The 11,198-nt window shown below is 65.0% G+C and carries 11 protein-coding genes and 1 pseudogene; 2 read left to right on the top strand and 10 right to left on the bottom strand.

Translation table 11 applies throughout. From position 1 onward, the window contains the following. Nucleotides 1–9: 9 nt before the first annotated feature. The 5 genes and pseudogenes from VXD91_RS27170 to VXD91_RS27150 form a co-directional block, all read right to left on the bottom strand. Nucleotides 10–870, bottom strand: coding sequence for an ABC transporter permease (locus VXD91_RS27170; protein WP_212806418.1), 861 nt, complete (start codon nucleotides 868–870; stop codon nucleotides 10–12). Then, nucleotides 867–1,637 carry an ABC transporter permease gene (locus tag VXD91_RS27165; protein ID WP_212806417.1) on the bottom strand — a complete coding sequence of 257 codons (771 nt, stop codon included), beginning with the start codon at nucleotides 1,635–1,637 and terminating at the stop codon, nucleotides 867–869. The genes VXD91_RS27170 and VXD91_RS27165 overlap by 4 nt, the downstream gene beginning before the upstream one ends. A gap of 303 nt (nucleotides 1,638–1,940) precedes the next feature. Next, nucleotides 1,941–2,321 carry a hypothetical protein gene (locus tag VXD91_RS27160; RefSeq protein ID WP_212806416.1) on the bottom strand — a complete coding sequence of 127 codons (381 nt, stop codon included), beginning with the start codon at nucleotides 2,319–2,321 and terminating at the stop codon, nucleotides 1,941–1,943. Nucleotides 2,322–2,387: 66 nt separating this feature from the next. Beyond that, nucleotides 2,388–3,440: a PLP-dependent aminotransferase family protein gene (locus VXD91_RS27155; protein ID WP_244872833.1), complete on the bottom strand. Its 1,053-nt coding sequence runs from the start codon at nucleotides 3,438–3,440 to the stop codon at nucleotides 2,388–2,390. 141 nt (nucleotides 3,441–3,581) lie between these two features. Continuing rightward, nucleotides 3,582–3,677: pseudogene (locus tag VXD91_RS27150) on the bottom strand (hypothetical protein); the annotation flags it as partial. Nucleotides 3,678–3,911: 234 nt separating this feature from the next. Between VXD91_RS27150 and VXD91_RS27145 the strand changes: the two are divergent. After that, nucleotides 3,912–4,448: a carboxymuconolactone decarboxylase family protein gene (locus tag VXD91_RS27145; RefSeq protein WP_244872834.1), complete on the top strand. Its 537-nt coding sequence runs from the start codon at nucleotides 3,912–3,914 to the stop codon at nucleotides 4,446–4,448. Nucleotides 4,449–4,482: 34 nt separating this feature from the next. Here the strand turns inward: VXD91_RS27145 and VXD91_RS27140 are convergent, their stop codons facing one another. The 4 genes from VXD91_RS27140 to VXD91_RS27125 all read right to left on the bottom strand — a co-directional run bounded on the left by VXD91_RS27140 (nucleotide 4,483) and on the right by VXD91_RS27125 (nucleotide 7,848). Further along, nucleotides 4,483–5,052, bottom strand: coding sequence for a nitroreductase family protein (locus VXD91_RS27140; RefSeq protein ID WP_212806414.1), 570 nt, complete (start codon nucleotides 5,050–5,052; stop codon nucleotides 4,483–4,485). A 56-nt stretch (nucleotides 5,053–5,108) separates the two neighbouring features. Next, a complete protein-coding gene (locus VXD91_RS27135; protein WP_212806413.1) occupies nucleotides 5,109–6,740 on the bottom strand; it encodes a cytochrome bc complex cytochrome b subunit in 1,632 nt (543 codons plus the stop codon). A 134-nt stretch (nucleotides 6,741–6,874) separates the two neighbouring features. Beyond that, nucleotides 6,875–7,369: a polyketide cyclase gene (locus tag VXD91_RS27130; RefSeq protein WP_212806412.1), complete on the bottom strand. Its 495-nt coding sequence runs from the start codon at nucleotides 7,367–7,369 to the stop codon at nucleotides 6,875–6,877. Further along, the gene (locus VXD91_RS27125) at nucleotides 7,366–7,848 is read right to left on the bottom strand and encodes a hypothetical protein (protein ID WP_346416839.1); all 483 of its coding nucleotides are present in this window, start codon (nucleotides 7,846–7,848) and stop codon (nucleotides 7,366–7,368) included. The genes VXD91_RS27130 and VXD91_RS27125 overlap by 4 nt, the downstream gene beginning before the upstream one ends. Nucleotides 7,849–8,327: 479 nt before the next feature. Between VXD91_RS27125 and VXD91_RS27120 the strand changes: the two genes are divergently transcribed. Then, nucleotides 8,328–9,566: a DUF222 domain-containing protein gene (locus VXD91_RS27120; protein WP_346416838.1), complete on the top strand. Its 1,239-nt coding sequence runs from the start codon at nucleotides 8,328–8,330 to the stop codon at nucleotides 9,564–9,566. 95 nt (nucleotides 9,567–9,661) lie between these two features. Here VXD91_RS27120 and nuoN read toward each other — a convergent pair whose 3' ends face one another. Next, nucleotides 9,662–11,194, bottom strand: coding sequence for an NADH-quinone oxidoreductase subunit NuoN (gene nuoN, locus VXD91_RS27115; RefSeq protein ID WP_212814728.1), 1,533 nt, complete (start codon nucleotides 11,192–11,194; stop codon nucleotides 9,662–9,664). Nucleotides 11,195–11,198 lie beyond the last annotated feature (4 nt).

The raw sequence follows: 11,198 nt of genomic DNA, 5'->3' as shown, positions 1-11,198 counted from the left end.
GATGCCTACTTAGCCAGAGAGATTGAAGTTGCCGTTGGGCCCGTAGATGGCCAGTGAGATGAGCAGCGTGATGGAGACGACGACGATCAGCGAAGTGCGGACGGCATTGCCGACTGCCACACCCACCCCGGCCGGGCCGCCGCTGGCGAAGAAGCCGTAGTAGGTGTGCAACAGCAGGATTGCGAGCGCCATCAAGACCGCTTCCAGGAACGACCAGAGCAGGTCGATCGGGTTGAGGAACGTGTCGAAGTAGTGGTTGTACAGGCCGCCGGACTGTCCGAGTAGCACCACGGTGGTGAATTGGCTTGCGACGAAGGACAGGATCACCGCGATGGCGTACAGCGGTGTGATCGCGAGCATTCCCGCAGCGATACGGGTGCTGACAAGGTACTCGACAGATCGGATGCCCATGGACTCGAGTGCGTCGATCTCTTCGTTGATCCGCATCGCGCCCAACTGGGCGGTGACGCCGGCGCCGAAGGTGGCCGCCAGGCCGATCCCCGCGACGATGGGTGCCGAGATTCGGACGTTGATGAACGCCGCCAGGAATCCGGTCAGCGCTTCGATGCCGATGTTGCCCAGCGAGCTGTACCCCTGGATCGCCAGGACGCCGCCCGTGGCGAGAGTGAGAAATCCGACAATGACGACGGTGCCGCCGATCATCGCCAACGTGCCTGCGCCCATGCTGATTTCAGCCATGAGCCGGATCACTTCGCGTCGGTAGTGCGCGGCGGCGTAGGGCACCGCGGCAATCGCACGACCGTAGAACAAGATGTGATCGCCGATGCCGGAGGTGATCTTCACGGGCGTCTGAACGGCGCGTGTCAGCCGCGGGTACGTGGACCGAAGCGGCGCTGTGCTGCGGGTCATCGTGTGGTCATCTGGATGCCGATGGCGGTGACCACCACATTGACCACGAACAGCGACATGAACGCGTACACGACGGTCTCGTTGACGGCGTTGCCCACCGCTTTGGCGCCACCACCGGAGATGGTGAGTCCGCGGTAACAGGCCACTACGCCGGCGATGAGGCCGAACAGCGTCGCCTTGATGCAGGAGATGACGACTTCGGGAACACCGGTGAGCAGAGTGATGCCGGCGGCGAAGGCACCGGGGTTGACGTCCTGCACGAATACCGAGAACAGGTATCCGCCGAGGATGCCGATGATGACCACAAGACTGTTGAGGAGCAGTGCGACGAGTCCCGAGGCCAGCATGCGCGGGGTCACCAGCCGCTGCACGGGATTGATCCCGAGCACTTCCATGGCGTCGATCTCTTCCCGGATGGTGCGCGATCCGAGATCGGCGCACATGGCGGTCGCGCCGGCGCCGGCCACGATCAGGACCGTCACCATGGGACCGACCTGTGTGACAGCGCCGAACGCGGCACCGGCTCCGGAGAGATCGGCGGCACCCAGTTCGCGGAGCAAGATGTTCAGAGTGAACGACACCAATACGGTGAACGGGATTGCGACGAGAAGTGTGGGTGCCAGCGACACGCGCGCGACAAACCATGACTGGTCGAGGAATTCGCGCCACTGGACCGGCCTCTGGAACGCGAATTTGGCGGCGTCGGCCGTCATGGCGAACAACCCGCCGACCGCTTGCAACGGACCGGCGAACGATCGCTGCGGCATGACGTACTCCGTTTCTCTACCGGGACCTGCGGGTCAATGTGACCCGGGACACGTCCCACCGAGGAAGATTGGCAGCCGCGCTTCGGGCCCCGCCATCGCGATTCCCTCCTACCGGGATTTCGGGAATGGGCTGCTGCGTTCGGAGTGGATCAACTCTCGGCCCAGAGGTCGGCGGTGTGAGCTGCCGAATTCCCGCTCAGCGGATGCGGCCGTCGGTACGCCACAAGGGGCCAGGCACATTGGGAGTGGCGACTCCCTCGGTGGAGTCGGCGGCAAATCGATTGCGAGACAGCGAGTGCCGCGCTAGTTACGTCGACCGATGACCAACGCGGCGACGCCGGCAAGCGTGAGGATCGTGAGAGCCGTGATGTCGAATGCCGGCCGGCCACCGAGATCCCGGTCGATCACGTGCGAGACGACGTGGAGCGCTTCGAACGCGATGAAGCCGCCGAGCGCCACCTCCACGGGTGACCGCTGCGCCGCGGCCAGCAGCATCGCGACTCCGACACCGATCTGCAGGACGCCGGCGTCATGCAGAAGGTGGCGGTTGTAGGGCTCGAACGGTGCGAGCACCTCGAAGAACGACATCGGTGCGACGAACGCCCAGATGCCGAGGATCAGCGTTATCAGGCCGAGGATCGCGCAGGTCACCAGCACGATCCGCAACGGTGTTCGCGTCGTCATTGCTCGAGATTAGGCGCGCAATGGCCCAGTGTCAGGCGCCACTTTGGCGGTGGTACCGGGTACCACTTACGTCGCGCGAGCAACTGCGGCCGCAATGCTCCGCACGCCGGTGTCGATCTGCGACTCCGTCAGGTTGGCGTAGCCGAGAATCAATCCCGGTGGCGCACAGTCGGGTTCGGTATAGCACCAGGACAGCGGATCGATACGTACCCGCCGGCTCGCGGCCTCGCGGACGATGTCGTCGACGTCGCAGTCGGTGGGCAGGCGCACTGTGAGATGGACGCCGGCGGCGGCGCCGAGCACCTTCGCCTCGGGGAGGTACCGACCGAGCGCTGCCAGTAGTGCGTTGCGTCGGGCAAGATAGCGCCGGCGCATGAGCCGCAGGTGCCGGTCGTAGTCGCCGGAACGGAGCAGTGTTGCGAACGCGAGTTGATCCATGACCGAACTACCGGTGTCGGCAAGACTTTTCGCCGACACCACAGGACCGACAAGGTCCGGCGGTAGGACCATCCAACCGAGCCGCAAGCCGGGGGCCAGTGTTTTGCTCACCGAGCCGAGGTAGACGACGCGGTCGGGGGCCAGGGCATGCAGCGCACCGACGGGTGCGCGGTCGTAACGGTATTCGGCGTCGTAGTCGTCCTCGATGACAATATTGCCCGCGCGGGCCCATTCGAGCAGCGCTGTGCGACGGGCGGGTGACAGGACGACACCGGTCGGAGACTGGTGGGCCGGGGTTGTCAGCACCGCCGATGCCGCGGTGTTGGCGAGCGCGGCGACGTCGAGTCCGTCGTCGTCGACCGGAACGGGCAACGGCTCGATGCCGTGGTGACGGAAAACCATGCGGTGCAACCAGAATCCGGGATTCTCCATCGCAACCGCGCGATCTCCCACCACATGCGCGAGTAATGCGACGGCCTGCGTCGCTCCCGAACACAACACGACACGCTGCGGATCGGCCCGTACCCCGCGGGTGCGTCGTAGGTAGTCCGACACCGCGGTGCGGGCGTCGGGTAGGCCCTTCGATGAAACGTATCCGAGCGACTGAGATTCGATGGACGACAGCCCCTGACGCAGCGCGCGCAACCAACTGTGCCGGGGGAAGCTCGACAGGTCGGGCACTCCGGGTGCGAAGTCTATGTCGAATGTTCGACGGTCCGGGCGTGACGGTTGCGATTCCCCAGTGGCCGTGTCGACTGCGGCAACCGTTGTGCCAGAACCTTGTTGACTCTGCAGGAACCCCTCTGCGACGAGTTGGCTGTACGCGTCGACGACGAGGCGTCGCGACACCTGGAGGTCTGCGGCGAGCACGCGACTGGAAGGCAGACGGGTTTTCGGCGTGAGCCGTCCCGTCCGGATCGCGTCCCGCAGGCCATCGGCCAGCTGGCGATGCAGCGCGCCGGCACCACTGGTCCGGTCCAGCTCGATGAGCAGCTCCGGACCTGAAGTGGTACCCGATTCAATCGAAATATTGGTTCCTAACCTGCGTCCAATAGCGACCTAGCATGAGGCTATACCGCAGGCGCCGTCCGGTGGCGAGGGAATCGAGGAGAAAGCATCGTGAGAATCCTGAAGCGCATCTGGGTACACCTCGTGGTCCTGGCCAAGTCCCGCCAAAACCGTTGGGACCTCCCGGGTTGGCTGATCCGGCGCCCGCTCATCGCAGCAGCGAACGGGCTCTACGAAATGGCGCTGTTGTTCAGCGGCCGGGCGCCGACCGAACTGAAGCTGCTCGCGGGAATCAAAGCCGCGATGTTGACGCACTGTGAATTCTGCATCGACATCTCCGATACCCTCGGCCGGAGTGAGGGGTTCTCGGAGCAGAAACTGATCGCCTTGGTGAACTACCGGGACAGTGATGAGTTCACTCACCTCGAAAAGCTGTGCATTCAATTCGCCGAAGAGATGTCCCGTACGCCCGCGATCATCTCCGAAGGCTTGCGTGAGGAGCTGCTCACGCACCTCAGTAAGGCTCAGTTGATGGAAATCGCTGCCGAAATCGCCTGGGAGAACCAGCGTGGTCGGCTCAACCAGGGTCTGGGCATTCGGCCGATGGACACGGCGGGTGGAACGGTGTGCCTGATCCCGCAGCCCGAGGCGCGAACTGGCACAAACGATTCCGTCGCGTGATGCGCTGGCTGCCAAACGGGCGGGGCTGAGCCCATCACACTCTGGCCCAGGTGATTTCGCGTCGTGACAGTCGAGCGCGACTCGGGGAAGGGCCGGTCTTTTCGTCCGACGGCCGCCCAGCCCGCCCTAGGGCAGTCATCGACGTCACCTCCCATGCGGCCGGGACGCCGAACTCGCGCGCGACACCGTCACGATCGAACGCGCGGAACTGATGTGCACCGAGTCCCATGACCAGCCCTTGAATCGTCATGTGGGCCACCGCCTGTCCGAGGTCGTATCGCGCGAATTCGGAGAACTCCCAGTCCGTGTCTTCGACGAGGACGTGAGCCAGGTTCACGATCAGCAGTGCGGCATCGGGCGCCCAGCGCGCTGAGCTGGGTGCCAGGTGATTCACGATCCGAGAGTGGACGGGGTCGTCACGGCGCCCCACGATGAACATCCACGGCTGGGAGTTCCCCGCCGATGGTGTGAGACGGGCGGCGTCGAGCAGAACGTCGACCTCCGCGTCACTCAGGGTCGCGTCCCGGTCGAACGACACCGGGCTGAACCGCTCCACCAATAGGGGATGAACTCCGTCGGCCGCGCCATTCTCACACTCGGTCACACCAGCATCATGAGCGGAAACACCTTGTTTCACAACCAATGTGGGCGTGTCTCAAACTATTGGTGCCCGCCCGAGCCGTTGGGCGAGATTTCGTCCTGGTATTCCTTGAGGGCGGTGAGTGCTTTGTGCTCGGCGGCGTGTTCGGCGTCGGCGAGGGCGGCTTGTTCGACGGCGGAGTCGGCGAACAGGAAGCTGCCGGTGCCGGGGGATCCGGCGGAGCCGAGCTTGTTCATGCGCTTGGGCAGTGCGGCACCCTGGTATTCCAGCGGGATGGGGTGGCCGTGGTCGTCGACCGGTCCCAGGGGCTGGTGCAGTTCGACGTAGGCGCCGTGCGGCAGTCGCTTGATGATGCCGGTCTCGATGCCGTGCTCGAGGACGGCGCGGTCGCTGCGTTGCAGGCCGACGCACCAGCGGTAGGTCAGGTAGTAGACCACTGCTGGCAGGACGACCATGCCGATGCGGCCGATCCAGGTGGTGGCGTTCAGGGAGATGTCGAACTTGAGCGCGATGATGTCGTTCATCGCGGCCAGGGTCAGCACCATGTAGAACGCGATGGCCATGGCACCGATGGCGGTGCGGACCGGCACGTCACGCGGACGCTGCAGCAGGTTGTGGTTGGCACGATCACCCGTAACCCTGGCCTCGATAAAGGGATACGCGATGAGCAACGTGAAGACCAGACCCATGATCAACGCCACCGCGACCACAGCGGGGATGGTGTGGCCGAAGGGGTAGAACTCCCAGGCCGGCCAGATGCGCGCCAGGCCTTCGGTCCACATCATGTAGAAGTCGGGCTGGCTACCGGCGGACACCTGCGAGGGCTTGTAGGGGCCCAGTTCCCAGATCGGGTTGATCTGCAGCAGACCACCCATGATTCCGAGGACTCCGGTGACCATGGCGAAGAACGCGCCGGATTTGAAGGCGAAGACCGGCATGACGCGCACGCCGACGACGTTCTTCTCGGTGCGGCCGGGGCCGGGGAACTGGGTGTGCTTGCCGAACCACAACAAGATCAGGTGCGTGGCCACAAGGCCCAAAATGATTGCGGGAATGATCAATACGTGGAGCGCGTACATCCGCGGGATGATGGTCTGGCCGGGGAAGTCCCCGCCGAAGAGGGCCCAGTGCATCCAGGTGCCGATGACCGGAATGCCCAGGGTGATCGAGGACAGGGCGGCGCGCAGACCGATACCCGAGAGCAGGTCGTCAGGCAGCGAGTAGCCGAAGTAGCCCTCGAACATGGCCAGGATCAGCAGCAGCGCCCCCGTCACCCAGCTGGCTTCCCGTGGCCGACGGAACGCACCGGTGAAGAACACCCGCGCCATGTGCACCATGATCGACGCGGCGAACATCAGCGCGGCCCAGTGGTGAATCTGACGCACCAGAAGGCCGCCGCGGACCTCGAAGCTGATGTCGAGTGCGGACTCGTAGGCGCGCGACATCTGCACACCGCGCAGCGGCTGGTAGACGCCGTTGTACGTGACTTCAGCCATCGACGGGTCGAAGAACAGCGTCAGGTACACGCCGGTGAGCAGCAGGACCACAAAGCTGTACATGGCGATCTCACCGAGCAGGAAGGACCAGTGCGTCGGGAAGACCTTGTTCAGTTGCCGACGCACCGCCGCGGACGGGTGATACCGCGAGTCGATCGCATTCCCCTGGGCGGCGGCGCGATTCGACGCTGGCATGTGTCGTGGAGTTCGCGTGACCGTACCGGCCTTCATGTCCTGCCTCCTTTGATGAACGCCTTACCTCTGAGATGCATCTGGAGCCCGTTTTGTGACAGGTCCACAATGTGACGTGCATCACAAAGTTGGAGGCGCTACTTCTCGGCGAGCTGCTTGAAGTTGAGTAGCTGCCGTCGGGCCATCACTAGATCCCCCACACTGAGTAGGGGAGCGGCGAGCCGCCACGACTGTGGCGCAGTCACTTTCAGTACCAACCGAGTTCTGTGGTCATCGAGCGGGGTGAGCCGATAGGACATGTGAGCGCCCATGATCTGCGCCGTCAACTGCGCTTGGTGGTCCACCGAGAGCACCTTGCCCAGTGGCCGGCCGGCGCTGGCGGTGAACGGATCGCCGGGCCGGGGGTCGTTCAGGTTGTGCAGCTTGCGTGGTGACTCACGGCCCAGATTGTCGATCCAGTCGTAGGAGTACGGTGCCAGGCGCACTTGAACAAGCCACGGCCACAACCGATCTGGTGTGGTGTTGACAGTGACTCCGCGCCACGCCTCGAGCGATGGGCTGGCGACGTAGCTGTCGCAGTCGTAGCGCGCCATGGTCTCGGCGTCGGTGACGCCCCAGCGGTCACCGATCATCGGGTGACCACCTTGTTCATCAGGTATGGAGCAGCCGTGCGGTGGATGGGGCCGATGGCCCGCCAGATCACCGTCGCAGGCCGCTGCTGTTTGTAGTGCAGTGCGGTGATGAGTTGGCCCGTCGAGGCATCGACTCGTCGGAGGATCAGAGTTCCGTCCATCAGCGGCGATTCGGCCTCCAGGCGAACCGCATCGGGAGTCGACGCCGCGATACGCCAGCCGAGGACATGCTGCGATGAGTCCGTCGGCCCGAGCCGGAATCGCAGTAACGCCTTGTGCGCGAACCGGATTCCCTCGCGGATGGCTGGACCGGATTGCTCGAGAGCCTGCCGTGCCAGCGTTTCGGGCGTACGCGCGTCAGATTCGGCGACGGTGACTTCGAAGATGTCGAGGTAGTCAGCCTGCCGGAGGCTTGGGGGCAGAGCCACGCTTGCCAGGCTCACCTGGCGCGCATGCCCAACTGCCAACTCCGTCGCCATGACTACGAGGCTAGGTACTCATTGGCCGCTTGTCAGGGGCCAGTTTCGTGGCGGAACCGGGTACCACTCGGGCGGGCGCCGCGCGCTGATGACAAGTTCAACGAGCGTCGGGACGGCGAGACGGCAGCGATCGCCGCGTATGGTCCGGTGTGTAGACGCTTTGAGTCGGCAACGTCTTGAGGCACTGCAGAATTCGGAACGCGATGTACCAGGACCTTGGTGGCAGTTCTGTGGTTTTGGGACGGCGATGATCGCGTTGCCGGCTGTTGACGATCAAAACCGCGTCGTCCATCGCTCCTTTACGCAAGGTGTAGAACGACTTTCGGCAATTGTCGCACTCGTCGCAGAATGCCGAGCTCCCCACGGGACGCATCAGGTCACCCGATGGGCTTCACCACGATCAGCCGCACTGTCACCGGTGTCCTGATGTAGGCCCAAAAAGTCCTTGCGGTTCGAACATACGTTCGATACAATTGGGCATGGGAATCACACCGGATCTCAACGCTCTTCTCGAGCGCCTCCGCGACGTGGCCGTCCCCGACGACATGTCCCGGGACGACGCAGTGGCGGCCATGACGTGCGTGATGAAACTGCGCAATATGGCCGATCATCTGGCAGCGATGCTGACCGGGGTGTTGGACCGCTGCGGGGTGGCGGCCGCGCAGGGCCGGACGCCGCGGGAGTTGTTGATGGCGTTGGGGTGTGCGCCATCGGTGGCCGAGCGCTTTATCCGGGTATCGGCAGCCTTGTCGGCGTTGCCCACGCTCGCGGCGCATGCCGCTGATGGGGCGATCTCCGGGGAGCATGTCGATGCGATCGTCAAAGGCATCAACCACATCCGAGCCCGCGCACCCGGTGAGGTAGACGAGGAGACCCGGTTCGGGCAGGTGACCGATCTGTTGGGGCAGTTCTTCTCCGGCGCCACCCCCGCAGACATCGGGGCCCGCGCCCGCCGGTTGGGCAACCGGCATGCGGCCGCCGAAGGTGGCCTGCCGGCGGCCGAGGACCGGTCGATCAACACCGCCGACCACCGCGTCACCAGCGACGGCCGGGTCCAGATCCGGGCGGACCTGGACGCCGAAGTCGGGGCCAAATACATCGCGGCGATCGAACAAGGATCAGCGCCGCGGCCCGAACCCGACGGCACCCCCGACACCCGCACGGCGGGCAGGCGGCGGGCCGACGCGCTGGAAGCGGTGCTGGACATCGCCGCCCGCGGCGGCGACACCGCGTCCGCGCCGCGCACGCAGCTACTGGTGACCGTGCCCGCCGACGCCCCGGACCTGGCGGCGTTGGAATTCATCGGGTCGATCAGCACCATGACCCTGGAACGAATCTGCTGCGACACCACCGTCACCACCATGATCGTCGACGGCGAACACGTACCCCTCGATATGGGGCGGGAGAAACGTTTGTTCCCGGCGCACCTGCGCAAAGCGCTGTATTTGCGGGATCAGTGCTGCATCAAATGCGGCGCCCCACCCGGACGCACCCACGCCCACCACATCATCCACTGGACCCACCACGGTCAGACATCACTAGCCAACGGGTGCCTGCTGTGCCCGGCCTGCCACGCCAACGTCCACCACGACGGCTGGGACGTCGTCATGGGACTGGACAAACACCCCTGGCTCATCCCACCCGCGGCCGTCGACCCACACCGAAAACCCATCCCCGCCCACAACCGCCGCACCATGCGCCTCGACACAGCCGCCTAACACCTAAAGCATTGCGCACCTTGACAACTCAACAGTGTTCGGGGCCGGGTGTCGGCCCGCAGCCGGCCGCGGCGGCCCGGCCGTTGGTCAGCCACTCACCGCAGGAACTGACCCGCGTGGTTGGCCAGGTCGAGCACCGGCTGCGGGACGGCGCCCAGCGCCAGCGTCACAAAGGCGGTGAGCCCGATCATCGCGGTGCTCAGACTGCCCGACTGAACTTGCGGGCCGTCCTCGACCGCATCAGTGAAGAACATCAGGACGATCACGCGGACGTAGAAGTACGCGGCGACGGCGCTGACGATCACACCGATGACGACAAGCGATGCGGCACCACCTTCGGCTGCGGCTTTGAAGACGGCGAACTTGCTGACGAATCCACTGGTCAGGGGAATGCCGGCGAAAGCAAGCAAGAACAACGCGAACACGACACCGAAGAATGGATGCCGGCGTCCGAGTCCGGCCCACCGCCGCAGGTCATCTTCCTCGTCCCCGTCGGCGCGGCGCACCACACTCACGACCGCGAATGCGCCGAGCGTGCTGAAACCGTAGGCGAACAGGTAGAACAACGACGCCGACAGTCCGTTGTCGTTGAGCGCGATCACGCCGGTGAGGATGAAGCCGGTATGTGCCACCGAGGAGTACGCCAGCATGCGCTTGACGTAGTTCTGCGCGATGGCGATCACCGTGCCCACCGCCATGGACAGCACCGCGATGATCGACAGCACCGGCCGCCAATCATTGGCCAGCGCCGGCAGCGCCACGTAGCAGACCCGCAGCAGCGCGCCGAAGGCGGCGATCTTGGTGGCCGACGCCATGAAGGCCGTGACTGGTGTGGGTGCCCCTTGATAGACGTCGGGCACCCACGAATGGAACGGCACCGCACCGACTTTGAACAACAGGCCCACGCACAGGAGCGCGATGCCGATGAGCCCGAGGGAGGCCGGGCCGCGGCCGGCAGCGACGCCCGAGAGGCTCAGGCTGCCGGAGTAGCCGTAGAGCATCGCGACACCGAAGAGGAAGAACGCCGACGAAAATGCCCCCAGCAGAAAGTACTTCAGTGACGCTTCCTGCGACAGCAGCCGATTCCGGCGGGCCAGACCGCACATCAGGTACAGCGGCAGGGACAGCACCTCGAGCGCGACGAACATCGTCAGCAGATCATCGGACGCGCCGAACAGCATCATGCCGCCGAGCGCGAACATCGCCAGCGGGAACACCTCGGTCTGGGCGACACCGGTCTTGAGGGCGATCTGCTCGGCGGCGCTACCGGGCACTGTCGCGGCCTGCGGGGTGAACGCGGCCAGCCCACTGCCGTCCGAAACCCGTTGTGCCATCAGCAAGGTGGCCAACAGGCTGACCCCCAGCAGAGTGCCCTGCAGGAAGAGCGCCGGGCGGTCGATGGCGATGGCCCCGAGGACTGCAGGCCGGCCGATCGCCGAACCCAGGTGCAGCGCTTGGGAAACCACGGCCACCAGGGCCACCGCCTGGCCACCGATACTCAACACCACTTGGGCGCGGTACCGCGCCGGGCGCGGTGCGAAGGCTTCCACGAGCACACCTGCCAGCGCGATGCCGAACACGATCAGCATCGGCGACAGCAGGCCGTACTCGACGGACGGCGCGGGGATGGGC

It is taken from the genome of Mycobacterium sp. SM3041 (assembly GCF_039668335.1).
Lineage (GTDB): Bacteria > Actinomycetota > Actinomycetes > Mycobacteriales > Mycobacteriaceae > Mycobacterium.
This window is presented reverse-complemented; position numbering and strand designations above follow the sequence as displayed.

What these genes read in the sequence shown, in the direction of transcription:
- VXD91_RS27170 (WP_212806418.1), bottom strand. Translation starts at nt 870, where the DNA reads ATGACCCGCAGCACAGCGCCGCTTCGGTCCACGTACCCGCGGCTGACA.
- VXD91_RS27165 (WP_212806417.1), bottom strand. Translation starts at nt 1,637, where the DNA reads ATGCCGCAGCGATCGTTCGCCGGTCCGTTGCAAGCGGTCGGCGGGTTG.
- VXD91_RS27160 (WP_212806416.1), bottom strand. Translation starts at nt 2,321, where the DNA reads ATGACGACGCGAACACCGTTGCGGATCGTGCTGGTGACCTGCGCGATC.
- VXD91_RS27135 (WP_212806413.1), bottom strand. Translation starts at nt 6,740, where the DNA reads ATGCCAGCGTCGAATCGCGCCGCCGCCCAGGGGAATGCGATCGACTCG.
- VXD91_RS27130 (WP_212806412.1), bottom strand. Translation starts at nt 7,369, where the DNA reads ATGATCGGTGACCGCTGGGGCGTCACCGACGCCGAGACCATGGCGCGC.
- VXD91_RS27125 (WP_346416839.1), bottom strand. Translation starts at nt 7,848, where the DNA reads ATGGCGACGGAGTTGGCAGTTGGGCATGCGCGCCAGGTGAGCCTGGCA.
- VXD91_RS27120 (WP_346416838.1), top strand. Translation starts at nt 8,328, where the DNA reads ATGGGAATCACACCGGATCTCAACGCTCTTCTCGAGCGCCTCCGCGAC.